Here is a 26,595-nt window from a genome sequence, read left to right as displayed (position 1 = left end):
GGCGCTGGCTGCCATGGGCAAAAGCTCCGCCAAGCCCAGCGCCAGCGAGCCGGCGTGGGACGAGGCAAACGCCCGTGACCGGAACGCCTGTTGAAGAAGCTGGCGAGCCGGACGGCCCGCCGCTCAGCTTTTTTGGGGTCAGCTGGTCACAGTTTGCGGCACGGGAACCTCGTCCACCGGTCGTATGTTTTGTGCCAACTGGCCTTTGGGCCCTTGCACCAATTCAAAACGGACACGTCCGCCTTGCTTCAGGGTGCGAAAGCCTTCCATCTGAATGGCCGAAAAATGCGCGAACACATCACCGCCACCCAACTCTGGTTCTATGAAGCCAAAACCCTTGGCATCGTTGAACCATTTCACGGTTCCAACCGCTTCCATTTGCAATTCCTCCTGACGCCTTTTGCAGGCTTGTGGTCGCTATTCTTGAGGCATGGCTTTGCCGATGTCAAATGGGCCGAGTGATGAGTCCAGCTTCGCCGGGGCCTTGACGGACGGCCAATGCCGCGAAATGCGGCACGACCTGGCGCTTTTTCACCGATTGGTCAGCGTCTTGGTGCGGCGACCATTGCCCAACGGCTGTGCGGGGTTGGTCATCTCGCTATACTCAATTCATGCCTGCGAAACGACCCGTTGCCCCTCTGCCATCCACGCCTTCGGTGATCAAGCCCGAAGACGGGCAGGGGGCCGTGGTGGCCGAACGAAAGGCCGCCCGCACCAAGCCGCCGCGCATGTACCAAGTGGTCTTGCTCAACGACGATTTCACACCAATGGAGTTCGTGGTGATGGTGCTGCAGGAATATTTCAGGCTTGATCTTGAGGCTGCCACCCTCATCATGTTGAAGATTCATCATGAAGGGCGTGCAGTGTGCGGGGTGTTCAGCAAGGACGTCGCCGCAACCAAGGTCGAGCTGGTGCTCGCTGCGGCACGACGCTCTGGACACCCGCTTCAATGCATTATGGAGGCCGCATGATTGCCCAAGAACTGGAAGTCAGCCTGCACATGGCGTTTGTCGAGGCACGCCAGCAGCGACACGAGTTCATCACGGTAGAGCACTTGTTGCTGGCCTTGCTGGACAACCCGTCTGCTGCTGAAGTGCTGCGCGCCTGTGCAGCCAACATCGAAGACCTGCGCAAGAGCCTGGTCGCTTTCATCCGCGAAAACACCCCTACCGTGGGCGGCACAGACGAAGTGGACACGCAACCCACGCTGGGTTTCCAGCGTGTGATCCAGCGCGCCATCATGCACGTGCAGTCCACGGGCGGTGGCAAGAAGGAAGTCACCGGCGCGAATGTGCTGGTGGCGATCTTCGGCGAGAAGGATTCGCATGCGGTCTACTACCTGCATCAGCAGGGCGTGACGCGTCTGGACGTTGTGAACTTCATTGCCCACGGCATCAAGAAGTCCGATCCGCCAGAGCCCGCCAAGGGCAGCAACGAAGGCAGCAGTGGCGGTGAAGCCGAAAAGGAAGACAGCGGCGAAGGCAAGGGCTCGCCGCTGGACCAGTTCACCACCAACCTGAACCAGCATGCCAAGGACGGCAAGATCGATCCGCTGATCGGCCGCGAGCATGAGGTCGAGCGCGTCATCCAGGTGCTGTGCCGCCGACGCAAGAACAACCCGCTGCTGGTTGGCGAAGCTGGCGTTGGCAAGACCGCCATTGCCGAAGGCCTGGCCTGGCGCATCACGCAGGGCGACGTGCCGGAAGTACTCGGTGACGCCATCGTCTACTCGCTGGACATGGGTGCGCTGCTGGCCGGCACCAAGTACCGTGGCGACTTCGAGCAGCGCTTGAAGGGCGTGCTCAAGCAGCTCAAGGACAGTCCCAAGTCCATCCTGTTCATCGACGAGATCCACACGTTGATCGGTGCAGGTGCGGCCTCCGGCGGCACACTCGATGCCAGCAACCTGCTCAAGCCTGCGCTTTCCAGCGGTGCGATGAAGTGCATCGGCGCGACCACTTTCCAGGAATACCGCGGCATCTTCGAAAAGGACGCGGCGCTGAGCCGGCGTTTCCAGAAGGTCGACGTGGTTGAGCCGACGGTGGAACAGACGGTCGAGATCCTGAAGGGCCTGAAGTCGCGTTTCGAAGAACACCACAGCGTGAAATACGCGGTGGGCGCATTGCAAGCCGCAGCTGAACTGTCTGCCAAGTTCATCAATGACCGCCACCTGCCGGACAAGGCGATCGACGTGATCGACGAGGCCGGTGCAGCGCAGCGCATCCTGCCCAAGAGCAAGCAGAAGAAGACCATCACCCGCAACGAGGTCGAGGAAATCGTCGCGAAGATCGCGCGCATTCCGCCGGCGAGCGTGTCGAGCGATGACCGCGGCAAGCTCAAGAGCCTGGAACGTGACCTGAAGAGCGTGGTGTTCGGCCAGGACCCGGCCGTTGACGTGCTGGCCGCCGCCATCAAGATGGCCCGCTCCGGCCTCGGCAAGTCCGACAAGCCGATCGGCTCCTTCTTGTTCAGCGGCCCGACCGGCGTTGGCAAGACCGAAGTGGCGAAGCAACTGGCCTACATCCTGGGCATCGAGCTGATCCGTTTCGACATGTCGGAGTACATGGAACGCCATGCAGTGAGCCGCCTGATCGGCGCGCCTCCGGGCTATGTCGGTTTCGACCAGGGTGGCCTGCTGACCGAAGCCATCACCAAGAAGCCGCATTCCGTGCTGTTGCTCGACGAAATCGAGAAGGCTCACCCGGACGTCTTCAACGTGCTGCTGCAGGTCATGGACCATGGCACCTTGACCGACAACAATGGGCGCAAGGCCGACTTCCGCAACGTGATCATCATCATGACCACGAACGCAGGCGCTGAGACCATGAACAAGGCGACCATCGGCTTCACGACCCAGCGCCAGCAGGGTGACGAGATGGGCGACATCAAGCGTCTGTTCACGCCGGAGTTTCGCAACCGCCTGGATTCGATCGTCAACTTCCGCTCGCTGGATGAAGAGATCGTGATGCGCGTGGTCGACAAGTTCCTGCTGCAACTGGAGCAACAGCTGGCCGAGAAGAAGGTCGAAGTGACTTTCTCCGATGGCTTGCGCAAGCACTTGGCCAAGAAGGGCTTCGATCCGCTGATGGGCGCGCGCCCGATGCAGCGACTGATCCAGGACACGATCCGCCGCGCGCTGGCCGACGAGCTGCTGTTCGGCCGCCTGGTCGATGGTGGCCGCCTGGCAGTGGACGTGGACGAGGCGGGCGAGGTCCAACTGGACATCCAGCCGCTCGGCAAGAGCGGCGACAAGCCGCGTGCAGAAGCCGCTGCGGTCTGACCGTCTCGAACAGCGGCTGGTTGCTTGACCGGCCGAAAAAGCAAAGGCGCCCTCGGGCGCCTTTGTCGCAGATGGGGCTGCTTGCTCAACGCACGGCAGCTGAAGGATCCTGCCTGAAATAGGCGACGAACAATTCGTGCAGTGCAGGATGCTCGTCGCGGAAGGCTTGCGGGCAGACGAAAAACGCCTCGGCCGCCACTGCGAAAAACTCTTCCGGCGCCTCCGCACCATAGGGGTCCAGCAGCGTGGCTTCGCCGGCGTCCACGCGTTCGACGAAGCGCGTCATCTCCGGATCGAACACGGCCAGCCAGCGGTCGCGAGCAACTTCGGCAGCGGCCGGCAAAGGCACGCCGTCGGGCTCGCCCTCGCGCATGTCCAGCACATGGGCGAATTCGTGGATGACGACGTTGTAAGCGTCTTCGGCTGACTCCCCGGCCGCTTCCACGTCTGGCCAGGACAGCATCAACGGCCCGCCGGACATGGCCTCCCCGCTCAGCCATTCGTCGTACTCGTGGACCACCCCATCCTCGTCCATGACTTCACGCTGCGCCATTACCTCGTCCGGGTGCACGACGATGCCGACAAAGCCGTCGTACATCGCCAAACCCAGCTTCAGCACCGGCAGGCAGGCTTGTGCGGCAATGGCGACCGCCATCCCGTCGTCCACCACCAGTCCCTGCGCACCGGTGAATTCCTTTTGCGACAGGAACAGGCTGGCGAGCCGGCGCAGTTCTACCAAGTCTTCCACCGAGCGTTGGCCGAGGAACGGGTAGTGCGCCAGCACCGCCTGCCAAAGCGCATCGGGGATTGCATAGCGCTGCAGCGCGCGCTGCTCGCGCCAATTGCGCAGCTTCTGGAGAAATGCCATGCGAATCGACGTGAACTCAGGTGGGCAGGGCCAGCCGATGCCAGCCTTGCGCATCCCAGAGCATCAGCTCGCCTCGGTTGGCGCTGCCATGATCGAGTTCCCAGTCGCACAAGACATGGCGCTGCCAGCCAGCGAATTGGTCGCTGCCGGGGCGGTGGGTGTGGCCATGCACCAGCAACGTGGTGCCAGCTTCGGCCAGCCAGCCTTGCGCCATGGCCGGGTCCACATCCGCATAGGTTTCGGGTTCGCGCGCCTGCGCGCGGCTGGCACCGCGCATCTGCTGCGCAATGGCCATGCGTTCGGCAAACGGCCGGGCGAGCAGGGCGGCCTGCCAAGCGGGCTGCCGCACCTGGGCGCGGAACTGCTGGTAGGCCTTGTCATCCAGGCACAGTGCGTCGCCATGGCTCAGCAAAACCGTCTGGCCGAAGCCGTGCACCGCAACCGGGTCTGGCAGCTCGACGCAGCCGGTGTCGCGGAAGAAGCGCTCGCCCAGCAGGAAGTCCCGGTTGCCGCGCATCACGTAAACCGGTTGCTGGCGGGCGAGGGCGGTGATGGCCGCGGCCACGCTGGCTTCGTAAGGCTGGTCCAGCATGTCGTCGCCCACCCACGCCTCGAACAGGTCACCGAGGATGAACAAGGCGTCTCCCTGCGGCTGCGCCAGCAGGCGCAGGAAGGTCGCGGTGGTGCGTGGCAGCGACTCGCTCAGGTGCAGGTCCGAGATGAAAACCGCCCGCTGGCAGGCGGGCGGCAACTGGCACAGGGCGCCCGGCGCCGCCATGGCGCCGGCCGCCAGGGCTGCGTCAGACAATCTCGACGGCCTTTTCGATCGTCACCGCTTCCAGCGGCACGTCGTCGTGCATGCCCTTGCGGCCGGTGCGCACCTTCTCGATGGCGTCCACCACCTCGGTGCCGGCGACCACTTTGCCGAACACCGCATAGCCCCAGCCGCTGGGCGACTCGCTGCTGAAGTTGAGGAAGTCGTTGTCCTTGGTGTTGATGAAGAACTGCGCCGAGGCCGAGTGTGGCGCGTTGGTGCGCGCCATGGCCAGCGTGTACTTCAGGTTCTTCAGGCCGTTGTTGGCCTCGTTCTGGATCGTCGCATCGGTTGGCTTCTGGCTCATGTCGGCCAGCATGCCGCCGCCCTGGATCATGAAGCTCTTGATCACGCGGTGGAACACGGTGCCGTCGTAGTGGCCCTTGTTCACATAGGCCAGGAAGTTCGCGACGGTGGCGGGCGCCTTGGCGTCGTCCAGCTCGATGCGCAGCACGCCAGCGGAAGTGGTCAGTTCAACAGTCTTGGTCATGGTCTCAGTTCTCCAACGTGGCTTTTTTGATCAGGATGGGTTCGGTCGGGACGTTCTCATGGCCGCCCTTGTCGCCCACCGGCACGGCCCTGATCTTGTCGACCACGTCCATGCCGCTGACAACCTTGCCGAACACCGCGTAGCCGTCGCGCCCAGGCTGGTAGTCCAGGCGCTGGTTGTCGACGACGTTGATGAAAAATTGCGAGGTGGCCGAGTTCGGCACATTGGTGCGCGCCATCGCGATCGTGCCGCGCACATTGGAAAGGCCGTTCTGGCTTTCCAGCACGATGGGCGCACGCGTCGGCTTTTCCTTCATGTCGGGCGTCATGCCGCCGCCCTGGATCATGAAGCTTTCGATCACGCGGTGAAAGATCGTGCCGTTGTAGTGGCCCGCCTTCACGTACTGGACGAAATTGTCCACGCTCTTGGGCGCCTTTTCCTTGTTGAGTTCGACGACGATGTCGCCTGCCGACGTGCTGAGGCGGACAGTCTCCGCCAGGGCTGGGGCAATGCTTGCCACGGCCAGCGCGGCGGCCAGCGTCAGCGAGCGGGTCCAGGCGGCTGGCCGGCACGCTGCGAGGCCGGGCCGGGTGCTTGTTAAGGTCACGTAAAAGCTCCTTCGCTATACTGACTCGATTGTACCGACCCCCTTTTTGAAGCGCCGTTCGTGGAGTGCCGTTTGTCCTCGCGGCCGGCGTGGTCCGCCCGCGGCGATGACCTTGCCCGGGCCTCGCGGCCGAACCCGCTCACGAAGCCTTGCCTTTTTCTTCGTCGATGACGCTGCGCATCTATAACACCCTGACCCGCCGGGTCGAAGACTTCTCCCCCATCGAGCCAGGCCACGTGCGCATGTACGTGTGCGGCATGACGATCTACGACCTGTGCCACGTTGGCCATGCGCGGATGATGATGGCCTTCGACGTGGTGTACCGCTGGCTGGTCGCCCGCGGCTACCGCGTCACCTACGTTCGCAACATCACCGACATCGAAGACAAGATCATCAAGCGCGCGGTGGAACGCAACATCAGCATCCGCCAGCTGACCAACGAGATGATCGCTGCGATGCGGGCCGACATCGGCGCGATTGGCGTTGCCACGCCCACGCATGAGCCGCGCGCCACCGACCACGTGCAAGGCATGGTCGACATGATCGGCACGCTGGAGCAGAAGGGCCTGGCCTACCGCGCCAGCACCGGCGACGTGAACTATTCCGTGCGCAAGTTCCCCAGCTACGGCAAGCTCAGCGGCAAGTCGCTGGACGACCTGCGCGCCGGTGAGCGTGTGGCAGTGGACGACGGCAAGCAGGACCCGCTGGACTTCGTGCTGTGGAAGTCCGCCAAGCCAGAAGAGCCCGCAGACGCCAAATACGACTCGCCCTTCGGGCCCGGCCGGCCTGGCTGGCACATCGAGTGCTCCGCCATGAGCTGCGCGCTGCTGGGTGAGCGCTTCGACATCCACGGCGGTGGCATGGACCTGCAGTTCCCGCACCATGAAAACGAGATCGCGCAGAGCGAAGGTGCGCTGGGCCATCCGTTTGTCAACGTCTGGATGCACAACGGCTTCCTGAACGTCGACAACGTCAAGATGTCGAAGTCGCTAGGCAACTTCTTCACCATCCGCGATGTGCTCAAGCACTACGACGGAGAGACCCTGCGCTTTTTCATGCTGCGCACCCACTATCGCAGCCCGTTCAACTACAGCGACGCCCACCTGGACGACGCCCGCAGCGCACTGCGCCGGCTCTACACCGCGCTGGCCAGCGTGGCCGACGTGCCCGAGGTGGCGATGGATCTCGCCAACCCGGCGGAGCAGGCCTTCCATGCGGCGATGGACGACGACTTCAACACGCCTGGCGCCCTGGCCGTGCTGTTTGATCTCGCAGCCGAGCTGAACCGCAACAAGTCACCTGCAGTGGCAGGCCAGCTGAAGGCGCTTGCCGCCACGCTGGGCATCCTTCAGCAGTCGCCCGCGGCCTTTCTGCAAGCCGGCAGCCTGCTGGACGATGCAACGATCCAGTTGCGGCTCGAAGAACGCCAGACGGCCAAGCAGGCCAGGGACTTTGCCCGAGCCGATCAGATCCGCAAGGAACTGGAGGCTGCCGGCATCCTGCTGAAGGATTCGCCGCAAGGCACCACTTGGGTGAAGGCCTGACGTGCCGCGTGCATCGAACCCGGGCGTAACGCCCGAGTACTGGGACGAGGCCTGCCGCCACCTGGCCAAGCGTGACCGCGTGATGAAGAAGCTGATCCCGAAGTTCGGCGAAGCACGCCTCGAGAGCCGGGGCGATGCCTTCACCACGCTGGCGCGCTCCATCGTCGGCCAGCAGATCTCCGTCAAAGCTGCGCAATCCGTCTGGGAAAAGTTCGCCGGCGCCGTGGGTGGCCCGTCTCATGCTTTGGTTCCGGCGCAGGTGCTGTTGCTGGCAGTCCCGGAACTGCGGGCTGTCGGTTTGTCGGCGCGCAAGGCAGAATACCTGAGGGATTTGGCGAGCCATTTCGAAGAGGGCAGCGTGCATGTGCCGCTTTGGCGGCAGATGGACGACGAGGCCATCATCGAAGAATTGATCGCCATTCGTGGCATCGGCCGCTGGACGGCCGAAATGTTCCTGATCTTTTACCTGATGCGACCCAACGTGCTGCCGCTGGACGACGAGGGCCTGATGAAGGGCATCAGTTCCTGCTATTTCAGCGGTGAACCGGTGTCGCGGGCCGAAGCCCGCGAACTGGGCGAAGGCTGGGCCCCGTACCGGTCGGTGGCGACCTGGTACCTATGGCGCAGCCTCGATCCGCTGCCGGTCGACTACTGACAGTCACTGTCACGCATCGTTCCCCCGATCTCTTTTTCCCCGCTTAGAAGGAACCCGAACATGAGCAAGCGACACTTTCTGGAGTTCGAGCAACCCATCGCCGAACTCGACGCCAAGATCGAAGAGCTGCGCTACGTTCAGAACGAATCCGCGGTGGACATCTCCGAGGAGATCGAGCGGCTGGACAAGAAGAGCCTGCAGCTGACCAAGGACATCTACACCCAGTTGTCGCCCTGGCAGGTCACGCAGATCGCGCGTCACCCACAGCGCCCGTACACGCTGGACTACGTCAACGAAATCTTCACCGACTTCCAGGAAATGCACGGCGACCGTGCGTTTGCCGATGACCTGTCCATCGTCGGCGGGCTGGCCCGCTTCAATGGCCAGGCCTGCATGGTCGTCGGCCAGCAGAAGGGCCGCGACACCAAGGAGCGTGCCGCGCGCAATTTCGGCATGCCGCGTCCCGAGGGCTACCGCAAGGCGCTGCGCCTGATGAAGCTGGCCGAGAAGTTCGGTCTCCCGGTCTTCACCTTTGTCGACACCCCCGGCGCCTACCCCGGCATCGGCGCCGAAGAGCGCGGCCAGTCCGAAGCCATCGGGCGCAACATCTTCGAGATGGCGCAGTTGGAAGTGCCCATCATCACCACCATCATCGGCGAAGGCGGCTCCGGCGGCGCGCTGGCGATCAGCGTGGGCGACCAGGTCATGATGCTGCAGTTCTCGGTCTACTCGGTGATCTCGCCGGAAGGCTGCGCATCCATCCTGTGGAAGACCTCCGAGCGCGCGTCCGACGCCGCCGAAGCGCTGGGCATCACCGCGCATCGCCTGAAGGCCCTGGGCCTGGTCGACAAGATCATCAGCGAGCCGGTCGGCGGCGCACACCGCGATCCGAAGCAGATGGCCTCGCAGCTCAAGCGCGGCCTGGTCGATTCGTTGCGCCAGGTGGCCGACCTGTCGACCGAAGCGCTGCTGGAGCGCCGCTACCAGCGCCTGAAGTCCTACGGTCGTTTCACCGACACCACCGCGCGCTGAGGCGCTGACTGGCATGGCGGCGCGGCCGCCGGGGCCGGCTTCAATTTCGGCACCGCCCATCGTGGCGGTCGCCACCAGCGGTGGGCGTGACTCCACCGCCTTGCTGCATGCCACGCTGAGGCAGACGTTCGGCAGTGGCCTGCAGGTGCTGGCCTTGCATGTGCACCACGGGCTGATGCCGCAGGCGGATGCCTGGCTCGCCCACCTCGAAGCGCAGTGCCAGCGCTGGCGCAGCCGCCACTCCCATCTTTGTTTTGAATCGACGCGGTTGAGCGGTGCACCTTCGCCCGGGCAAAGCATCGAAGCCTGGGCCCGGCGCGAGCGTTACGCGGCGCTGGCGCGCATGGCCAAGGCGCATGGTGCAGGCATCGTGCTGCTGGCCCATCACCGGCGCGACCAGGCCGAAACCGTGTTGCTCCAGGCCTTGCGCGGCGCGGGCCCGGCGGGACTGTCGGCGATGCCTGGCCTGATCGAACGCGAAGGCATCATCTGGGCGCGCCCCTGGCTGCAACAGCCGGTGCAGGCCATCGAGACCTATGTGCGGCGCCACCGGCTTCGTCACATCGAGGACGACAGCAATCACGACGCCCGCTTCGACCGCAACCGTCTGCGGCACCAGGTACTGCCAGCGCTGAGCCAAGCATTTCCCCAGGCCGAGCAGCAGCTCGTGCGCATGGCCGAGCAGGCCCAGGCCGCCGCAGCGCTGATGGCCGAAGTGGCCACGCAGGACCTGGCAGCGATGGGACTGTCCAAAGGCGGCGGCTTGCCACTGTCGGCCTGGCTGGCGCTGTCGCCTGCCAGGCGGCGTTTCTCGCTGCAGGCCTGGCTGCAGCAGCATCAAGCCGATGCGCCGGACAGCTTGGTGGCGCGTTTGCTGGCGCAGTTGCCGGGGGCGAAGCAGGGCAGCTGGCCGCTGGCTCCCGGCGAAGAACTTCGGCTTCACCGGGGTGTGTTGCAGCCGCACGCGCTGGCGCGCAGCAACCCGGCCAACGCCGCTTCAGTGCAATTGCCGCAGGCCGCCGGGCCGGGCGAATGGCCTGCGCTTGCATGGCAGGGCCGCTTCGCGCTTCGTGCCACGAGCGAAGCCGGCATTCCGCTCGCATTGCTCGCGGGCGCTTGCCTCGCGGCACGCAGCGGTGGCGAGCAATTCCAGCGGGCGCCGCGCAGCACGCCGCGTTCGCTGAAGAAACAATTCCAGGCCGCCGCCATGCCTGCCTGGGCACGCCAGGCGCCACTGCTGCGAGCTTCGAACGGCCAGTTGCTGTTCGTGCCGGGCCTGGGCATTGACGCGCGCGCAATGGCGGCGCCGGGCGAACCGCAGCTGAAGCCCGAGTGGCTGCCGCACCCGACGGCACCAGCGTAGCGGTTCCGGTCCAGGCTTCGCCATTTGCCAAGCGAGCCTCTGCCCGGGAATTGGCCCGGACGCAACCGCTAGAATGTAGGGTTTCGCGTGGCCATGCCGGTCACGCGTCCACCTCTGCCGCAGCGCCTGCGCAGACGCACGCCTTCAGCTACCTCTGCATCCTCACATGGCTTTGATCGTTCACAAGTACGGTGGCACATCGATGGGCTCGACGGAGCGCATTCGCAACGTCGCCAAACGGGTCGCCAAATGGGCGCGCGCCGGGCACCAGATGGTGGTCGTGCCTTCGGCCATGAGCGGTGAGACGAATCGCCTGCTGGGGCTGGCCAAGGACTTGTCGCCTGTGCAGCAGACCCCTGCGATGCTGCGCGAACTGGACATGATCGCCTGCACCGGCGAACAGGTTTCGGTCGGCCTGCTGTCGTTGGCGCTGCAGTCCGAAGGCATGGACGCGGTCAGCTACAACGGCTGGCAGGTGCCGGTCATCACCGACTCCTCCTACACCAAGGCCCGCATCCAGAGCATCGACGATGCCCGTGTGCGCGCCGACCTGGCGGCAGGCAAGGTGGTCGTCATCACCGGCTTGCAGGGCATCGACGAAGACAAGAACGTCACGACGCTGGGCCGCGGCGGCTCGGACACCTCGGCCGTGGCCATCGCCGCCGCGATGAAGGCTGCCGAGTGCCTGATCTACACCGACGTGGACGGCGTCTACACCACCGACCCGCGCGTGGTGCCAGAGGCTCGCCGGCTGCACACTGTGAGCTTCGAGGAAATGCTCGAAATGGCCAGCCTCGGCTCCAAGGTGCTGCAGATCCGCTCGGTGGAATTCGCCGGCAAGTACCGGGTGCCGCTGCGCGTGCTGTCCAGCTTCACGCCCTGGGACATCAACATTGACGAAGAAGCCAAGTCGGGCACCCTGATCACCTTCGAGGAAGACGAAAAGATGGAACAAGCCGTTGTCTCGGGCATCGCCTTCAATCGCGATGAAGCCAAGGTCACCGTGATGGGCGTGCCCGACAAGCCTGGCATCGCGTACCAGATCCTCGGCGACGTCGCCGAAGCGAACATCGACGTGGACGTGATCATCCAAAACGTCTCGCACGACGGCAAGACTGACTTCTCGTTCACCGTGCACCGCAATGATTTCCAGCGCACGATGGAACTGCTGAAGACCAAGGTTGCGCCGGCAACCGGTGCTGCCACCGTGCTGGGCGACCCGAAGATCTGCAAGGTGTCCATCGTCGGCATCGGCATGCGCAGCCACGTGGGCGTGGCCAGCAAGATGTTCCGCACGCTGAGCGAAGAGGGCATCAACATCCAGATGATCACGACCAGCGAAATCAAGACCTCCGTCGTGATCGACGAGAAGTACATGGAGCTGGCCGTGCGTGCGCTGCACAAGGCGTTTGACCTCGACGCAGACAATTCTCCGGTCGCCGAGAACATGTCCTGAAAACCACTGAGTTTTGTGGTTAGAATGCGAGCTTAGGTTGGAGACGTGACCGAGTGGCCGAAGGTGCTCCCCTGCTAAGGGAGTATGGGGCTTAAAACTCCATCAAGGGTTCGAATCCCTTCGTCTCCGCCAATCTACGAGAGTAAAAACGGGTCCTTCGGGACCCGTTTTTCATTTCCGTGCCGAGTTTCATCGGTCGCTGGATTGAAGTACCTTTTCGAGTACCTCACACTGTTTGCACTGGCTGCCGGCAGGGACGCTCAGCCCTCCCGCAACGCCGCATGCCGCTTCAGGCTAACCTGCGCCTCCCCATTTCAAGGACAGGACGAGCCTCATGAGCACCACGCTTCAAAGCATTCCCCTGCAACGCATTGACGGCACGCCCACCACGCTGGGCGAATATGCCGGCCAGGTGCTGCTGGTCGTCAACGTGGCCTCCCAATGCGGGCTCACGCCGCAATACAAAGGCCTGGAAGCGCTGTTCGAGCAACGCAAGGCGCAGGGCCTGCAGGTGCTGGGTTTCCCGTCCAATGATTTCGGCGCCCAGGAGCCGGGCACTGAAGCCGAGATTGCCTCATTCTGCGACCTGAACTATGGCGTGAGCTTTCCGCTGTTCAGCAAGCTGCAGGTCAACAGCGCGCCGCGCCACCCGCTGTATGCCGCACTGATCGAAGCCCAGCCGACGGCACAACCTTCTGGCGACGACAAGCTGACCACCGCGCTGACCAAGTACAACATGCTGCCCAAGGTGCCGACCGACGTGTTGTGGAACTTCGAGAAGTTCCTGATCGACCGCGACGGTCGGGTCGTGGCCCGCTTCGCGCCCGACGTGGCGCCGGACCATCCGGCGCTGATCGCCGCCATCGACGCCGCGCTGGCGGCCTGAAACCCGGGTTCCAGGCCGCTTGCGCGCTATGCTGGCGCCATGGCGCTTGAAACCCTTGAAATGCAATCTGGCGACGCCCCCGTCGCCAGCATCATCGTGCTGCACGGCCTTGGTGCCGACGGCAATGACTTCGTGCCGATCGCACAGGAACTCAACCTGTCCGCAGTCGGCCCGGTCCGCTTCGTGTTCCCGCATGCGCCAGTGATCCCGGTCACGTGGAACAACGGCATGCGCATGCGCGCCTGGTACGACATCCACGGCAGCGACCTCGTGCGGCGAGAAGACGAAGGCGGGCTGCGCAGTTCCTTGCTGGCGGTGCAGGCCCTGGTAGACCGTGAAGTTCAGCGCGGCATTCCGGCGAACCGCATCGTCCTGATGGGTTTTTCGCAAGGCTGCGCGATGAGCCTGCTGACGGGCCTGCGCGCGCCGCAGCGGCTCGCCGGCATTGTCGGCCTGTCGGGCTATCTGCCCCTGTCGGAGACCACCGCAGCCGAGCGCAGCGAAGCCAACGCCGACGTGCCACTGTTCCTGGCCCACGGCCAATACGACCCCGTCGTGCCCCTCGCCCGCGGGCAGGCTGCGCGTGACACGTTGCAGACGCTGGGCTACCCGCTCGAATGGCACACCTATCCGATGGAACATTCGGTCTGCGGCCCGGAGATCGAAGACTTGAACCGGTGGCTGTTGCGGGTGCTGGCCTGACAGGCGCGGCACCGTGCAGGCGACGGCTGCCGCGCCCGGGAAATCAGCGTGGGGCTTCAGCGGGTGCGATGGGCGTCCAGCCGAGGGACAGGCCGTCCGAGCATCCCAGATATTGCTGCACGGCATGCAATGCCGTGCCCACGGTGTCCACAGCCTGGCGCAGTTCCGGAACCGAAACACCCAAGCGCGCGGCCCAGTAGTCGGCCTGCACCGGATCCCGTGTGCTCAGGTGCACGGGGTTCTTCAAGTCTTGCTCGTAGAAGGCAATGGGCATGGCAGTCTCCTGTCCCAACGAAGGGCTGGCTTTGTGAGGCGCCGAAACTGCTGGCGTCCGAAGTTTCAACTCATCACACGTCGGCAATCGGCGTGCCTGTGGGCGCCCGCCTGTGCGCGTCGCGCGCTTCACGTTTTGCCACATGTAGCGTAGCCGCTGAGTGGCTCCGGTGTAAGTAGGCGAAGACCGACACCACTTTGCGCGCTCGCCCGGCGGGCACGCGTCACCTTCGCCCTTAGCGTCGATGCTGCAACACAGCATTCCAGACTGGCTCAAGGGAGGAAGCGTTCATGGGTCTCGAAACACGCAGCGCGCAACAGCGCGCGGCCCCTCGTTTGCTGGGCGGCTCGCTCGTCGTCTGGCGCGGCCGGCCCTCGCCGCTGGGCGCCACCTGGGACGGCGCGGGCGTCAATTTCGCGCTGTATTCACAGCACGCCTCGCGGGTGGAGCTCTGCCTGTTCGACCCCAAGGGCCGGCGCGAAATTGGCCGGGTGGAACTCTCCGAGCGCACTGACCACGTGTGGCACGGCTACCTGCCGGCCGCGCGACCTGGCCTGCTCTATGGCTACCGCGTGCACGGCCCATACGCGCCCGCCAAGGGCCACCGCTTCAATCCGAACAAGCTGTTGCTGGACCCCTATGCCAAGCGCATTGCCGGCGAGCTGGCGTGGTCAGACGCGCAGTTCGGTTACCGCCTGGGCAGCCGGCGCGAAGACATGGCGATGGACACCCGCGACAGCGCTGGTGGCATGCCCAAAAGCATGGTCATCGACGATGCCTTTACCTGGGGCCATGACCAACCCCCGCGGGTGCCCTGGAGCGACACGGTGATCTACGAGGCCCACGTCAAGGGCCTCACCAAGCGCCATCCCGGCGTGCCCGAACAGTTGCGCGGCACCTATGCCGGCCTGGCCTCTCCGGCGGTGGTCGAGCACCTGAAGGCCCTGGGTGTGACCACGTTGGAGCTGATGCCGGTGCACACCTTCATCGACGACCGGCACCTGGTCGAGCGCGGCTTGCGCAACTATTGGGGCTACAACTCGATCGGCTTCTTCGCGCCGGACTCGCGCTACAGCGCCAGCGGCGAAATCGGCGAGTTCAAGTCCATGGTGCGCACGCTGCACGACGCCGGCATCGAGGTCATCCTCGACGTGGTCTTCAACCACACCGCCGAAGGCAATCACCAGGGCCCGATGTTCAGCTTCAAGGGCATAGCCAACGCCAGCTACTACCGGCTGATGCCCGGCGACGAGCGCCACTACATGGACACCACCGGTTGCGGCAATACGCTGGACAGTGGCAGCCCCGCCGCGCTGCGGCTCATCATGGACAGCCTGCGCTACTGGATCACCGAGATGCACGTGGACGGCTTCCGCTTCGACCTGGCCAGCGCGCTGGGCCGGGAACCGCATGGCTTCGACACCCGCAGCAGCTTCTTCGCGGTGATCCGCCAGGACCCGGTGATCTCGCAGGTGAAGCTCATTGCCGAGCCCTGGGATGTGGGCGACGGGGGCTACCAGGTCGGCGGCTTCCCGACCGGCTGGACCGAGTGGAACGGCAAATACCGCGACGTGATCCGCTCATACTGGAAAGGCGAGGGCGGCGTGATCGGCGAGCTGGCCTACCGCCTCAGCGGCTCCAGCGACCTGTACGCGGCCGGCGGCCGCGGCCCCAGCGCCAGCGTCAACTTCGTCACAGCGCACGACGGCTTCACGCTGCACGACCTCGTGAGCTACAACGACAAGCACAACGAAGCCAACGGCGAAGACAACCGGGACGGCGACTCGAACAATCACAGCTGGAACTGCGGTGCCGAAGGTCCGACCGACGACCCGGCCGTGCTGCAACTGCGCGAGCAGCAAAAGCGCAACCTGCTGGCCACGCTGTTCTTCTCGCAAGGCGTGCCCATGCTGTGCGCTGGCGACGAGATGGGCCGCACCCAGCACGGCAACAACAACGCCTACTGCCAGGACAACGAACTGTCCTGGGTCGATTGGGCGCTGGACGGCCCCGGCGAGGCGCTGCTGGCCTTCACGCAGCGCCTCGCGGCGCTGCGCAGCGCGCACCCGCTGTTCCGTCGGCGCACCTTTTTCCGCGGCATCGAACTGGCGGAAGACGGCGCCAAGGACATGCAGTGGCTGCGGCCGGACGGGCTGGAGATGACGCACGAGCAGTGGGCCGAATCGCATGCGCGCTGCCTTGGCGTGCGCCTATCGGGGCGCGGGCTGGCCGAGTCCGACGAGCAAGGCCGGCCGATCGACGACGACGACCTGGTGCTGCTGCTGAACGCCCACCACGAACGCATCGACTTCCAGTTGCCGCCATGCGACCCACCCGGTTGGCACGTGCTGGTGGACACCTTCGAGGCTGACGGCATGCCGGCTGAGCCCGGTCCGAAGGACGGCGGCAGCAGTTACCCGCTACAGGGCCGCTCGCTGGTGCTGCTGTGCCACCCGCAACGGTCGCCCGCCCGCGGCCGCAATTGAGACACGCTGCGCGGCCGCGTCCGCGGCCGGCCGATTATTCGGCGGCGCTGCGCGCCTTGGCAGGCAAGGCAAACGCGATCACATGGTCGCCTGCCTTGGTGCCGAGGGAGCCGTGGCCACCGGCGATCACCAGCAGGTACTGGCGACCATCCGCGCCTCGGTAGGTCATCGGCGTGGCCTGCCCCCCCGCCGGCAATCGGTGGCGCCAGATCTCGCGGCCGTCGCGCACGTCGTAGCCGCGCACGTAGTCGTCCAGCGTGCCGGACAAGAAGGCCACGCCTCCGGCGGTGGTGATGGGGCCGCCCAGGTTCGGCACGCCCATGCGGAAGGGCAGCGGCAGTGGCGAGCTGTCGCGCACCGTGCCGTTCTTGTGCTGCCAGAGCACCTTGCCGGTCGTCAGGTCGGCCGTTGCCACATGGCCCCATGGAGGCGCCTGGCAGGGCACGCCCAGCGGGGAGGTGAACGCGCTCAGCTTGACGGCGAACGGGGCGCCGAAGTTTTCGTTCAGTGCTGGCAGGCTGTCCCTGGGCCGTTCGCCGCCCTGCACGTACATCGTCGTGTCATCGGCCCGTCGCACCAGCTTCGAGACAAAGGCCAGGTAGGTCGGCGTGGCGAACACCGTGTGCCGGTCGGGGTCCACCGCCACGCCGCCCCAGTTGAAGACGCCGAAGTTGCCGGGGTAGACCAACGTGCCGCCTTCCGACGGTGGCGTGAAGCGGCCTTCATAGCGCAGTTGCTTGAAGGCGATGCGGCACATCAGCTGGTCGAACATCGTGGCGCCCCACATGTCGCTTTCGCGCAGCGGTGGCGGGTTGAACGACAGCGCCGAGACCGGCTGCGTCAGCGCGCTGTGGTCGCCCTCGGCCGCGCCCTGCGGCGCCGGCTGTTCGTTGATCGGCAACACCGCCTGCCCGGTGCGCCGGTCCAGCACGAACAGCTCGCCCTGCTTGGTGGGCTGCACCAGCGCGGGCACCACGCCATTGGCCGTGGGCAGGTCGATCAGGGACGGCTGCGCCGGCACGTCGTAGTCCCACAGGTCGTGGTGCACCGTCTGGAAGACCCAGCGCGGCTGGCCGGTTGCCAGGTCCAGCGCGGTGACAGAGGACGAATAGCGCTCGACGGCCGGCGTGCGCTTGCCGCCCCACTGGTCCGGCGGCTGGTTGCCCATGGGCAGGTAGACCAGGCCCAGCGCCTCGTCCACGCTGGCGATGGACCAGCTGTTGGGCGAGTTGACCGAATAGGTCTGGCCAGCGGGCAAGGGCTCGGTCTGCTCGGGCCGGCCCGAATCGAAGTTCCACACCAGCGCGCCGGTCTGCAGGTCGAAAGCCCGGATCACGCCGGAGGTTTCATGCGTGGAGACGTTGTCCAGCACCGTGCCGCCGACGATCACCAGCTTCTTCGTCACCACCACTGGCGAAGTCGAGTAATACGAACCAGGCTTCACGTTCGGCATGCCGGCCCACAGGTCGATCGCACCTTCGGTGCCGAAGCCGGCGCACGGCGTGCCGGTGGCCGGGTCCAGCGCCAGCAGCCGGCCGTCCGCGGTCGGCATGAACAGCTTCGCCTGGCAGGCCGTGGTGTTGCCGGCAGGCCCCGACGCCGGCACCGCGGCCGGCACCGCAGCGTCTCCAGGGGCAGCCGAATACGACAGGCCACGGCAGGTCAGATGCTGCAGCGCCAGGCCTTCCGCCGGCTTGCGCAGGGCTTCATGGCGCCACAGCGTGCGGCCGGTGGTGGCGTCGAGCGCCAACACCGATTGGTGCGGCGTGCAGAGGAAAAGCCGCTCGCCAACCTTCAGCGGGGTCACCTCGAAGGTCGTCTCGACGGGGTCGCCGGCCTGGCCACGCACGTCACCGGTCTGCATCTGCCAGGCCACCTGCAACTGACCGACGTTGTCCGGCGTCAACTCGGTCAAGGGCGAATGGCGCTGCCCGCCGGCACCACGGCCGTAGGCCTGCCAGTCGCCCGCGGGCATGGTGTCGGACGCGGCACCGGGTGGGGGCAGCGCCGCGGCCGCCGTGCCGTTCGCCTCGATCCGATGCGCATCCACCGTCCAAGAAGCCATGCTGACGGCCAGGAACAAGGCCAGCACCACCGCCAGCGGCGCAGCCGCCTGCGACCAGCGCGGCGACGCCCGCTGCGGCTGGACGGCAAGGGTCGCGCGCTCATCGGGCGACAAGCGGCGCACCACCCACGGCGTCAGCAGCCACAGGCCCATCACGAACAACAGATCGCCTCGCGCCGCCAGCGGCCACCAGTCCAGCCCGGCCTCCCACAAGGACCATGCCAACGTGACCAGCACCAGCAGCGCGTACAGGTGCAGGGCCGTGACCCGCCGGCGCCACAGCAGCATGCCGCATACCCCCAGCGTGAGCCCGGCGGCCAAGTAGTAGACGGTGCCACCAAGGGCCAGCAACCAGGCACCGCCAACGGCCAACGCGAGGCCGCCCAGCAACAGCAGCAGCGCGGTGAGATACGGGGGACGGGGCAGGGCGGAGGGCATGGACGTGGCAGGGCGCTTGTCGGCAGAGGGCCACCCCCGGGACAGAGGGATGGAGAATGCCCGTGGGTTGGCAATCGGTTGGCAATCGCTGTGCCCAAAACCTGTCCTCTGACTGTCTTTGCGGGTCCGCGGCCTGGCGGAACTGGCTTGTCTTTCCTTGCTTGATGTCACGATCCGGTCATCGAGTTCACCGCACAATGGGCACCACTGAGACGACAAACCGACTGCAGCACTGGGCAGAGTCCGGAACCCGTTACCGGCGTCGAAGTACCCGTTGCACCACCGAAGTTGGTGTGAACGGAAGTCTGGGGTCACCTTTGGGTGGCCCTTTGCTTTTGTGGCGCGACAAGCGTCATCGGCCATTGGGCGCGGCCCGTCCCGCCTCTTTCGGGGTGGTACTGGACGGGGCATGACGCGGTGCCGCATTTCTGGGTAAGCTAGACCGTTGAACGGACGGCCGCCGCTGTCCGCATCCCGGAGAGCCCCATGCCTGTTGAGACCGTGCACCCGTTTGCCGAGACCCTGGACGAGTTTGAAACCGCGTCGGGCCGCAAAGGCCTGTTCTATTCGCTGCCGAAGCTGGCCGAGAAGTTTCCCGGTGTGAAGCGCCTGCCGGTGTCGCTGCGCGTCGTGCTCGAGGCGGTGCTGCGCCACTGCGACAACAAGCGTGTTTCGCCTGAGCATGTGAAGGAGTTGGCCACCTGGCAGCCGCATGCGCCGCGCAATGAAGAGATCCCGTTTGTCGTCGCCCGCGTGGTGCTGCAGGACTTCACCGGCGTGCCGCTGCTGGCCGACCTGGGGGCCATGCGCAACGCCGCCGCCAAGCTCGGCCGCGACCCGAAGTTGATCGAGCCGCTGGTGCCGGTGGACCTGGTGGTCGACCACTCGGTGATGATCGACTACTTCGGCAACAAGAAAGCCCTGGACCTGAACATGCAGCTGGAATTCCAGCGCAACCGTGAACGCTACGAGTTCATGAAATGGGGCATGCAGGCCTTCGACACGTTTGGTGTCGTGCCGCCGGGCTTCGGCATCGTGCACCAGGTGAACCTGGAATACCTCGCGCGTGGCGTGCACAAGGCCGGCAAGAAGGGCGCGCAGGTCTATTACCCGGACACCTTGGTGGGTACGGACAGCCACACCACGATGATCAATGGCATTGGCGTAGTGGGCTGGGGTGTCGGCGGCATCGAGGCCGAGGCCGGCATGCTGGGCCAGCCGGTCTATTTCCTGACGCCGGATGTTGTGGGCTTCGAGCTGAGCGGCGAGCTGCGCGAAGGCGTGACGGCAACCGACCTGGTGCTGACCATCACCGAAGTGCTGCGCAAGCAGAAGGTGGTCGGCAAGTTCGTCGAGTTCTTCGGCGAAGGCACGGCCAGCCTCAGCGTGCCGGACCGCGCCACCATCGGCAACATGGCGCCCGAGTACGGCGCCACCATGGGCTTCTTCCCGGTGGACGAACGCACGCTGGACTACTTCCGCGGCACCGGCCGCAAGAAGAGCGAGATCGAGGCGCTGGAGGCCTACTTCAAGGCGCAGGAGCTGTTCGGTGTGTCCCAGGCGGGAGACATCGACTACTCGGCCGTCGTGAAGCTGGATCTCGGCAGCGTGGTGCCGTCGCTGGCAGGGCCGAAGCGGCCACAGGACCGCATCGAGATCACGCACCTGTCAGCCAAGTTCACCGAGCTGTTCAGCGACCCGAACCCTGCCGTGGGCTTCAACCAGCCCGCCAAGAAGCTGGCGAAGGCTTTCCCCACGTCAGACGGGCTGGAGATCCATAACGGCGACGTGCTGATCGCCGCCATCACCTCGTGCACCAACACCTCCAACCCCAGCGTGATGCTGGCCGCCGGCCTGCTGGCCAAGAAGGCGGTGGAGGCCGGGCTGAAGGTGGCGCCGCACATCAAGACCTCGCTGGCGCCCGGCTCGCGCATCGTCACCGAATACCTCACGCGCGCCGGCCTGCTGCCTTACCTTGAAAAGCTGGGCTTCAACCTGGCCGCCTACGGCTGCACCACCTGCATCGGCAATGCCGGCGACCTGACGCCGCAGCTCAACGAGGTCATCATGACCAACGAGCTGGTGTGCGCGGCGGTGCTCTCGGGCAACCGCAATTTCGAAGCCCGCATCCACCCCAACATCAAGGCCAACTTCCTGGCCTCGCCACCGCTGGTCGTCGCCTACGCGATTGCCGGCAATGTCACGGTGGACCTGATGACCCAGCCGCTGGGCATGGGCAAGAAGGGCAAGCCGGTCTACCTGGGCGACGTGTGGCCCAGCAGCGCCGAAGTGCAGTCGCTGATGAACTTTGCGATGGACCCTTCCGCCTTCCGCGACAACTACGCGCAGATTGCCGACAAGCCGGGCAAGCTGTGGGAGCGCATCCAGGGCGTTTCGGGCCAGGTCTATGCGTGGCCGGAAAGCAGCTACATCGCGCAGCCGCCATTCTTCGAGCACTTCGAGCCCAAGCCCGAGTTCACCGCGGCCGGCGTGCAGGGCGCGAAGATCATGGCCTTGTTCGGCGACTCCATCACCACCGACCACATTTCGCCGGCCGGCTCGATCAAGCCATCTTCACCGGCAGGCCAGTACCTGCAGGGCCGCGGCATTCAGCCGGTGGACTTCAACAGCTACGGCTCGCGCCGCGGCCACCACGAGGTGATGATGCGCGGCACCTTTGCCAACGTGCGCATCAAGAACCTGATGATCCCGGCCAAGCCGGACGGCAGCCGGGAAGAGGGCGGCTGGACGCTGCTGCAGCTGCCAGGCGCGGCACAAGGCTCGAAGGTGTTCATCTACGACGCGGCGATGCAGTACATCGCCGCGAAGGTCCCCACCGTGATCTTCGCCGGCGAGGAATACGGCACCGGCTCCAGCCGCGACTGGGCGGCCAAGGGCACGCAGCTGCTGGGCATCAAGGCGGTGATCGCGCGCAGCTTCGAGCGCATCCACCGCTCCAACCTGGTCGGCATGGGCGTGCTGCCGCTGCAGTTCAAGGGCACCGACAGCTGGAGCAACCTGGGCCTGGTCGGCGACGAGACCATCGACATCGTCATCGACGGCGAACTCTCGCCGCAACGCGACGTGATCCTGCGCATCACCAAGGCCGACGGCAGCGTCGAGGACCTGCTGGTGACGCTGCGCATCGACACCCCGATCGAGGTCGACTACTACCGCCACGGCGGCATCCTGCCCTACGTGCTGCGCCAGCTGATCAAGGCCTGACGTAACACTGAAAGGAAGCGGGCGAGGCTCAGGCTGGCAGCGGTCGATTCGTCGGCAGTGCCAGCCGGCCTTCATCATCTCCGGGCACATGGCCGATGCCACCGGCGGCCCACACCTCGCCGGCCTGGATGATGCGCTCGCGCTGCGTGGAAACGAAGTTCCACCAGATCAGCCGGTGGCCGTCCAGCGGCGCACCGCCGATCACCATGACGCGCTGCGCTTGTCCGGTTGTGCCGGCCAGCGTCACCGACTGGCCAGTGGGCAACACCGCCAGCGTGCGCGGTTGGACCGCTTGGCCGTCCAACAACAGCGGCTCGGAAACCGGGTAGACCGCCATTTCCTCGGCCAGCGCCGGGAGCGTGAACGACTCTCCTGGCGCCAATTGCAGGTCAAGGTACAGCGTTTCGCTCAAGGTCTGCACTGGCGACTCGAAGCCCAGCGCCTTGCCGATCAGCACGCGCAGCGTGTGCCCGCCGGGCAGCGTGTGCTCGGGCAGTTCGGCAGCGGCGGTGTGCGAAAACGCAGGCTCGCCTTCTTCGTGCGCCGCCGGCAGCGCGGCCCAGAGCTGCAGGCCGTGGTTCACGTAGGTCGCCTGCGCGAGGTCTTCGGGCCGGCGCTCGGAATGCACGATGCCGCGGCCGGCGCTCATCCAGTTGATCGCGCCGGGTTCGATGCGCTGCACCGAGCCAATGCTGTCGCGATGCATCATCGCGCCCTCGAACAGGTAGGTCACCGTCGCCAGGCCGATGTGCGGATGCGGCCCCACGTCATGCCGGCTTTCCGGCACCACCTGCACCGGGCCGAAGTGGTCGAAAAACAGGAACGGGCCGACAGCCTGGCGCTTGGCCGATGGCAGCAGGCGGCTGACGGTGAAACCGCCGCCCAGGTCCTTGGTGTGGCCGGTGAGCAGCAGTGGGGTGTCTTGGGGCGTGGCGGGGCTTTGCATCGCGCGATTCTGCTGCGTCGCGGCCTGGAACGCCATCTCCCGGAAGGGTCAGGACAGCCTTGCGGCCTGGCTCACATGCGCGGGATGGCCAGCACGCCGGCCTGGTGGAACTCCACCGTGCCGAACAGGCCGCCGCCGATCTTGCCCTTGACCAGGTACGGCACTTCCTTCTGGCCGCCCTTGTCGCGCACCAGCTCGCTGGCCTGACGCAGCAGCGCCACGGTGGAGACGGTCAGCGGCAGCGTGACGACAGCTTCGCCAAAGCGCGGCAGCGTGCCCTTGTCGCTGCTGACGCCGCTGGCCAGTGGCTTGCCGTTGAGCTCCATGTCGACGGCCAGGCCGTCGTAGTCCAGCGAAATGTCGTTCGGGTTCTGCACCCGCAGCTTCACCACGAAGCGCGCTTCCAGCCCATGCACGCCCAAGCTTTCCACACTGGCCACCGTGACCTTGATCTTCTCCAGCTTGCCCATGCCGGCGCAGCTGCTCAGCAGTGTTGCCGCGGCCAGTGCCGAGGCGGCGAAACCGGCGAGGAGACTGCGGCGGGAGGAGGGCGACGAGACGGGAAGCATCGACTGCATGGCGGGCCTTGGTGCGGAACAGACGATGCTAACGCGCGCAGGCTCGCCGGCGTTCACCTGACCCTGGTGTCTTCAGGACGGCGCCATCACCATTGCCTGATCGCCGTCGTCATGCGCGGCCAGGCCTGCACCGGCGGCTTCCCAGGCGTTGATGCCGCCGGTCAGCGGCCGGACGCGGGTGTGGCCGTGGCTGCTCAGCGTGCGTGCGCCTAGCGCGGCAGACACGTCGTTCGGGCAATTGCAGTACAGCACGATGTCGCGGTCCCGCGGCAGGCGCGGCGCGTGTTCGGCCAGGTCCGGCAGCGCGATGCGCATCGCACCCGGGATGCGCCGGCGGTCCGCTGCCAGGCTGCCGGCCGAGCGCACGTCCACGATCAGCGGCGGCTGCTCCTGCGCCATCAGGTCCAGCAGCTCCTCGACGCTGATGCGCGGCATGTCAAGGTCCAGCAGGAAACGGCGGCGGCGCCAGTAGCGCAGCGCCACCGCAGCAGCCACCAGCACCGCCAGCAGGCCCAGCGCGTAGATGCCGGTGCTGGCCAGCACGCCCAGGATCTGCTCGATCTGGCTGCCGAAGACCCGGCCCACGCCGAAGAACAGGCCGGTCCAGAGCAGTGCGGCCAGCGCGTCGTAAGCCAGGAAGCGGCGCCAGGACATGTGCAGCGCGCCGGCCATCGGCGCGGCCACCACCGAGATGCCCGGTACGAACTTCGCTGCCACCAGCGACGCGCCGCCCCAGCGTGTGATCAGCGTTTCGCTCTGCCGCACACAGGAGTCCGGCGACAGCGAGATGCGGCACAGCAGCCGCATCACCCGGTGGCCAAAACGTTGGCCGCCCCAGAACCACAGCGCATCGCCCGCCAGGTTGGCCAGCAGCGAAGCCAGCACGGTGCCGCTGCTGGACAGGAGCCCGCCCGCCGACAGGCCACCGGCCACCACCAGCAGCGGCGCCGCCGGAAACGGCGCACCGGCACGCGCGGCCAGCGTGACCAGGAACACCAGCAACACGCCGTGTTGCAACAGCAGGGCGATCAGGTCTTTCACAGGGGACTCATGCAGGAACAGCGGGGAAGGGAAGCGACGGCCTCGATTGGAACAGCAAGCCTCAAGCCGCAGCGGCATCAAGGCCATCGACCAGGCGCTGCGCCAGCCGCGGTTCGCGCAGCTTTTCCAGCCACCAGCTCAGCGCCCGGCCCTGTGTCTCGCCGCGCCAGCCCAGGTACAGCAGATTCGGGTCACGCGGCTGCGTCACCTGCTTCTCAATGAGCAAGCCCCGCGCCAGCAGCGAAGCCACGCGCTGCCGCGGCAGCCATCCCACGCCCAGGCCTTCGCACTGGGCCCGGATCTTGGCCCGCATCGACGGCACGGCCAGCGTGGGCTGGCCGCCCAGCACGCCGTAGCTGCGGCCGGCCGATTGGCGCGAGCTGTCGCCGACCACCACCGAGCGATGCGCCGTCACCGCCGCGCCGTCCAGCGGTTCCGCCTCCTGCGCCAGCGCGTGGCGCGGCGACATCGCGAACACCCAGGCCAGGCTGCCCAGCTCGGCCCATTGCAGGCCGGCAATGGCCGGCGGCTCGTTCGTCGCGCCAATCACCAGGTCCGCCCGGCCCTCGCGCAGCGCCTCCCAGGTCCCGCCCAGCACCTCGTGCGTGATGCGCAACGACACGCCGGAGGCCAGCGCGTCGAAATCGCGGATCACCGGCAGCAGCGTCTCGAATTCCAGCAACTCGTCGGTGACGATCCACAGCCGGTCCTCCCAGCCGCCAGCCACCTGCTTGACGCGCCGCGTGAGCCGGGACACGTCCTCACGGATGCGCCCGGCCTCCTGCACCAGCAACTGTCCGGCAGGCGTGAGCTGCAGCCTGTAGCGGCGCCGGTCGAACAGCAGCGCATCGAAGCGGTTTTCCAGCTGCCGCGCTGCGTGCGAGATGGTGGATGGCGCCTTGCCCAGCTTGGCGGCCGCGCGCGTCAGGCTGCCGGTGGCCTTGATGGCTTCCAGCAGCGCCAGTTCGTCCTCCGACAACATGTGCGACTCCTTCGAACGTCTGCGTCGAAGCGATGGTACGGCAGCGGCCCCTGAAAGACAGACCATGACGGCACGGCATCCCGCCGAGCAAACCCCAGACAGGAGCATCACCATGACCCGTTTCACCAACAACACCGTCCTCATCACCGGCGGCACCAGCGGCATCGGCCTGGCCGCCGCCCAGGCATTTGCCAACGAAGGCGCCCGCGTCATCGTCACCGGCCGCGACCAGGCGCTGATCGACCAGGCCCTGGCGCAACTCGGCGCTACCGCCCAAGGCCTGCGCAGTGATGCTGCAAGCCTGGCGGACGCGAAGGCGCTGGCACGCACCTTGGCCGATCAACATGTTCGACTGGATGCCATCTTCATCAATGCCGGCACCGCCCAGTTCGCCAGCCTGGCAGACGCCGACGAAGGCCTGTGGGACCGCATCTTCAACGCCAACGTGAAGGGCGCTTTCTTCCAGATCCAGGCCTTGGTGCCGCTGCTGAACCCGGGTGCGTCCATCGTGCTGAACGGCTCGATCAACGCCCACATCGGCATGCCGAACTCGTCGATCTACGCCGCCAGCAAGGCCGCGCTGATCTCGCTGGCCAAGACACTGTCGGCCGAACTGCTGCCGCGCGGCGTGCGGGTCAACGTCGTCAGCCCCGGCCCGGTGAGCACGCCGCTGTACGGCAAGCTGGGCATGGACGCCGCGACGCTGGACACGGTCGCCGCGCAGATCCAGAGCCAGGTGCCGCTGGGCCGCTTCGGCCAGCCAGCCGAAATTGCCTCCACCGTGCTGCATCTGGCGGCCAAGGAGTCGGCCTTCATCGTCGGCACTGAAATCATCGTCGACGGCGGCATGAGCCAGCTTTGAG

General features: G+C 66.0%; 23 protein-coding genes and 1 tRNA gene. 13 read left to right on the top strand and 11 right to left on the bottom strand.

From position 1 onward, the window contains the following. Nucleotides 1-138: 138 nt before the first annotated feature. Nucleotides 139-378, bottom strand: coding sequence for a cold shock domain-containing protein (locus tag ACAH41_RS27525; RefSeq protein WP_325655281.1), 240 nt, complete (start codon nt 376-378; stop codon nt 139-141). A 233-nt stretch (nt 379-611) separates the two neighbouring features. On the opposite strand from ACAH41_RS27525, the gene clpS reads away from it, so the two are divergent. Together clpS and clpA are read left to right on the top strand one after the other, a co-directional pair. Beyond that, the gene (clpS, locus tag ACAH41_RS27520) at nt 612-971 is read left to right on the top strand and encodes an ATP-dependent Clp protease adapter ClpS (RefSeq protein WP_141284479.1); all 360 of its coding nucleotides are present in this window, start codon (nt 612-614) and stop codon (nt 969-971) included. Beyond that, on the top strand, nt 968-3,280 hold the full coding sequence (clpA, locus tag ACAH41_RS27515; RefSeq protein ID WP_325655282.1) for an ATP-dependent Clp protease ATP-binding subunit ClpA: 2,313 nt from the start codon (nt 968-970) through the stop codon (nt 3,278-3,280). Before clpS ends, clpA begins: the two co-directional genes overlap by 4 nt. A gap of 85 nt (nt 3,281-3,365) precedes the next feature. On the opposite strand, the gene ACAH41_RS27510 is transcribed toward clpA, so the two are convergent. Genes ACAH41_RS27510 through ACAH41_RS27495 form a run of 4 tightly spaced genes read right to left on the bottom strand, consistent with a single transcriptional unit; the run spans nt 3,366 to nt 5,978 of the window. Continuing rightward, nucleotides 3,366-4,148 (bottom strand): M90 family metallopeptidase, encoded by a 783-nt coding sequence (locus ACAH41_RS27510; RefSeq protein WP_325655283.1) that lies wholly within the window; start codon nt 4,146-4,148, stop codon nt 3,366-3,368. Nucleotides 4,149-4,164: 16 nt separating this feature from the next. Next, nucleotides 4,165-4,956 carry a UDP-2,3-diacylglucosamine diphosphatase gene (locus tag ACAH41_RS27505; protein ID WP_325655284.1) on the bottom strand — a complete coding sequence of 264 codons (792 nt, stop codon included), beginning with the start codon at nt 4,954-4,956 and terminating at the stop codon, nt 4,165-4,167. Continuing rightward, nucleotides 4,949-5,452: a peptidylprolyl isomerase gene (locus tag ACAH41_RS27500; protein ID WP_141284471.1), complete on the bottom strand. Its 504-nt coding sequence runs from the start codon at nt 5,450-5,452 to the stop codon at nt 4,949-4,951. Before ACAH41_RS27500 ends, ACAH41_RS27505 begins: the two co-directional genes overlap by 8 nt. 4 nt (nt 5,453-5,456) lie before the next feature. Then, nucleotides 5,457-5,978 (bottom strand): peptidylprolyl isomerase, encoded by a 522-nt coding sequence (locus ACAH41_RS27495; protein ID WP_370538735.1) that lies wholly within the window; start codon nt 5,976-5,978, stop codon nt 5,457-5,459. A gap of 248 nt (nt 5,979-6,226) precedes the next feature. Here ACAH41_RS27495 and cysS point away from each other — a divergent pair, with 248 nt between their 5' ends. The 8 genes from cysS (at nt 6,227) to ACAH41_RS27455 (ending at nt 13,697) form a co-directional block, all read left to right on the top strand. Beyond that, nucleotides 6,227-7,603: a cysteine--tRNA ligase gene (cysS, locus tag ACAH41_RS27490; RefSeq protein WP_325655362.1), complete on the top strand. Its 1,377-nt coding sequence runs from the start codon at nt 6,227-6,229 to the stop codon at nt 7,601-7,603. A gap of 82 nt (nt 7,604-7,685) precedes the next feature. Continuing rightward, nucleotides 7,686-8,258 carry a DNA-3-methyladenine glycosylase gene (locus tag ACAH41_RS27485; protein WP_370538694.1) on the top strand — a complete coding sequence of 191 codons (573 nt, stop codon included), beginning with the start codon at nt 7,686-7,688 and terminating at the stop codon, nt 8,256-8,258. A 60-nt stretch (nt 8,259-8,318) separates the two neighbouring features. Then, nucleotides 8,319-9,290 (top strand): acetyl-CoA carboxylase carboxyltransferase subunit alpha, encoded by a 972-nt coding sequence (locus tag ACAH41_RS27480; protein ID WP_325655286.1) that lies wholly within the window; start codon nt 8,319-8,321, stop codon nt 9,288-9,290. Nucleotides 9,291-9,351: 61 nt separating this feature from the next. Then, the gene (gene tilS / locus ACAH41_RS27475; RefSeq protein WP_325655287.1) at nt 9,352-10,653 is read left to right on the top strand and encodes a tRNA lysidine(34) synthetase TilS; all 1,302 of its coding nucleotides are present in this window, start codon (nt 9,352-9,354) and stop codon (nt 10,651-10,653) included. 166 nt (nt 10,654-10,819) lie between these two features. Continuing rightward, complete coding sequence (locus ACAH41_RS27470; RefSeq protein WP_370538693.1) at nt 10,820-12,109, top strand: aspartate kinase; 1,290 nt, start codon at nt 10,820-10,822, stop codon at nt 12,107-12,109. A gap of 39 nt (nt 12,110-12,148) precedes the next feature. Continuing rightward, nucleotides 12,149-12,241 (top strand) — tRNA-Ser (locus ACAH41_RS27465). 202 nt (nt 12,242-12,443) lie between these two features. After that, the gene (locus ACAH41_RS27460; RefSeq protein WP_325655289.1) at nt 12,444-12,995 is read left to right on the top strand and encodes a glutathione peroxidase; all 552 of its coding nucleotides are present in this window, start codon (nt 12,444-12,446) and stop codon (nt 12,993-12,995) included. A gap of 39 nt (nt 12,996-13,034) precedes the next feature. Further along, on the top strand, nt 13,035-13,697 hold the full coding sequence (locus ACAH41_RS27455) for a dienelactone hydrolase family protein (protein ID WP_325655290.1): 663 nt from the start codon (nt 13,035-13,037) through the stop codon (nt 13,695-13,697). Nucleotides 13,698-13,740: 43 nt separating this feature from the next. On the opposite strand, the gene ACAH41_RS27450 is transcribed toward ACAH41_RS27455, so the two are convergent. Continuing rightward, a complete protein-coding gene (locus ACAH41_RS27450; protein WP_325655291.1) occupies nt 13,741-13,971 on the bottom strand; it encodes a DUF3606 domain-containing protein in 231 nt (76 codons plus the stop codon). A 290-nt stretch (nt 13,972-14,261) separates the two neighbouring features. Between ACAH41_RS27450 and glgX the strand changes: the two genes are divergently transcribed. Next, nucleotides 14,262-16,457 (top strand): glycogen debranching protein GlgX, encoded by a 2,196-nt coding sequence (glgX, locus tag ACAH41_RS27445; RefSeq protein ID WP_325655292.1) that lies wholly within the window; start codon nt 14,262-14,264, stop codon nt 16,455-16,457. Between the two features lie 34 nt (nt 16,458-16,491). Here the strand turns inward: glgX and ACAH41_RS27440 are convergent, their stop codons facing one another. Continuing rightward, nucleotides 16,492-18,960, bottom strand: coding sequence for a membrane-bound PQQ-dependent dehydrogenase, glucose/quinate/shikimate family (locus ACAH41_RS27440; protein WP_325655293.1), 2,469 nt, complete (start codon nt 18,958-18,960; stop codon nt 16,492-16,494). Nucleotides 18,961-19,446: 486 nt separating this feature from the next. On the opposite strand from ACAH41_RS27440, the gene acnA reads away from it, so the two are divergent. Further along, on the top strand, nt 19,447-22,185 hold the full coding sequence (gene acnA / locus ACAH41_RS27435; RefSeq protein ID WP_325655294.1) for an aconitate hydratase AcnA: 2,739 nt from the start codon (nt 19,447-19,449) through the stop codon (nt 22,183-22,185). 28 nt (nt 22,186-22,213) lie between these two features. Here the strand turns inward: acnA and ACAH41_RS27430 are convergent, their stop codons facing one another. The 4 genes from ACAH41_RS27430 to ACAH41_RS27415 all read right to left on the bottom strand — a co-directional run bounded on the left by ACAH41_RS27430 (nt 22,214) and on the right by ACAH41_RS27415 (nt 25,732). Further along, nucleotides 22,214-23,131 carry a pirin family protein gene (locus ACAH41_RS27430; RefSeq protein WP_325655295.1) on the bottom strand — a complete coding sequence of 306 codons (918 nt, stop codon included), beginning with the start codon at nt 23,129-23,131 and terminating at the stop codon, nt 22,214-22,216. Nucleotides 23,132-23,202: 71 nt separating this feature from the next. After that, entirely contained in the window at nt 23,203-23,709 is a 507-nt protein-coding gene (locus ACAH41_RS27425; RefSeq protein ID WP_325655296.1) for an LEA type 2 family protein, read from the bottom strand. 72 nt (nt 23,710-23,781) lie between these two features. Further along, entirely contained in the window at nt 23,782-24,750 is a 969-nt protein-coding gene (locus tag ACAH41_RS27420; protein ID WP_325655297.1) for a DedA family protein/thiosulfate sulfurtransferase GlpE, read from the bottom strand. A gap of 61 nt (nt 24,751-24,811) precedes the next feature. Continuing rightward, nucleotides 24,812-25,732 carry a LysR family transcriptional regulator gene (locus ACAH41_RS27415; RefSeq protein WP_325655298.1) on the bottom strand — a complete coding sequence of 307 codons (921 nt, stop codon included), beginning with the start codon at nt 25,730-25,732 and terminating at the stop codon, nt 24,812-24,814. Between the two features lie 112 nt (nt 25,733-25,844). Here ACAH41_RS27415 and ACAH41_RS27410 point away from each other — a divergent pair, with 112 nt between their 5' ends. Then, complete coding sequence (locus ACAH41_RS27410) at nt 25,845-26,594, top strand: SDR family oxidoreductase (protein ID WP_325655299.1); 750 nt, start codon at nt 25,845-25,847, stop codon at nt 26,592-26,594. The last annotated feature ends 1 nt before the right edge of the window (nt 26,595 follow it).

Source organism: Ideonella sp. (genome assembly GCF_041287625.1).
Lineage (GTDB): Bacteria > Pseudomonadota > Gammaproteobacteria > Burkholderiales > Burkholderiaceae_C > Ideonella.
The sequence above is the reverse complement of the archived record's forward strand: the minus strand, read 5'-3'. Positions and strand labels throughout refer to the sequence as shown.

Bases quoted from the DNA above. Each gene is read 5' to 3' on its own strand.
- ACAH41_RS27450 (WP_325655291.1), bottom strand. From the start codon at position 13,971: ATGCCCATTGCCTTCTACGAGCAAGACTTGAAGAACCCCGTGCACCTG.
- ACAH41_RS27425 (WP_325655296.1), bottom strand. From the start codon at position 23,709: ATGCAGTCGATGCTTCCCGTCTCGTCGCCCTCCTCCCGCCGCAGTCTC.
- ACAH41_RS27410 (WP_325655299.1), top strand. From the start codon at position 25,845: ATGACCCGTTTCACCAACAACACCGTCCTCATCACCGGCGGCACCAGC.
- ACAH41_RS27510 (WP_325655283.1), bottom strand. From the start codon at position 4,148: ATGGCATTTCTCCAGAAGCTGCGCAATTGGCGCGAGCAGCGCGCGCTG.
- ACAH41_RS27455 (WP_325655290.1), top strand. From the start codon at position 13,035: ATGGCGCTTGAAACCCTTGAAATGCAATCTGGCGACGCCCCCGTCGCC.
- acnA (WP_325655294.1), top strand. From the start codon at position 19,447: ATGCCTGTTGAGACCGTGCACCCGTTTGCCGAGACCCTGGACGAGTTT.
- clpS (WP_141284479.1), top strand. From the start codon at position 612: ATGCCTGCGAAACGACCCGTTGCCCCTCTGCCATCCACGCCTTCGGTG.
- ACAH41_RS27470 (WP_370538693.1), top strand. From the start codon at position 10,820: ATGGCTTTGATCGTTCACAAGTACGGTGGCACATCGATGGGCTCGACG.
- ACAH41_RS27430 (WP_325655295.1), bottom strand. From the start codon at position 23,131: ATGCAAAGCCCCGCCACGCCCCAAGACACCCCACTGCTGCTCACCGGC.
- clpA (WP_325655282.1), top strand. From the start codon at position 968: ATGATTGCCCAAGAACTGGAAGTCAGCCTGCACATGGCGTTTGTCGAG.
- ACAH41_RS27525 (WP_325655281.1), bottom strand. From the start codon at position 378: ATGGAAGCGGTTGGAACCGTGAAATGGTTCAACGATGCCAAGGGTTTT.
- ACAH41_RS27440 (WP_325655293.1), bottom strand. From the start codon at position 18,960: ATGCCCTCCGCCCTGCCCCGTCCCCCGTATCTCACCGCGCTGCTGCTG.
- ACAH41_RS27415 (WP_325655298.1), bottom strand. From the start codon at position 25,732: ATGTTGTCGGAGGACGAACTGGCGCTGCTGGAAGCCATCAAGGCCACC.
- ACAH41_RS27460 (WP_325655289.1), top strand. From the start codon at position 12,444: ATGAGCACCACGCTTCAAAGCATTCCCCTGCAACGCATTGACGGCACG.
- cysS (WP_325655362.1), top strand. From the start codon at position 6,227: ATGACGCTGCGCATCTATAACACCCTGACCCGCCGGGTCGAAGACTTC.
- ACAH41_RS27480 (WP_325655286.1), top strand. From the start codon at position 8,319: ATGAGCAAGCGACACTTTCTGGAGTTCGAGCAACCCATCGCCGAACTC.
- ACAH41_RS27485 (WP_370538694.1), top strand. From the start codon at position 7,686: ATGAAGAAGCTGATCCCGAAGTTCGGCGAAGCACGCCTCGAGAGCCGG.
- glgX (WP_325655292.1), top strand. From the start codon at position 14,262: ATGGGTCTCGAAACACGCAGCGCGCAACAGCGCGCGGCCCCTCGTTTG.
- ACAH41_RS27500 (WP_141284471.1), bottom strand. From the start codon at position 5,452: ATGACCAAGACTGTTGAACTGACCACTTCCGCTGGCGTGCTGCGCATC.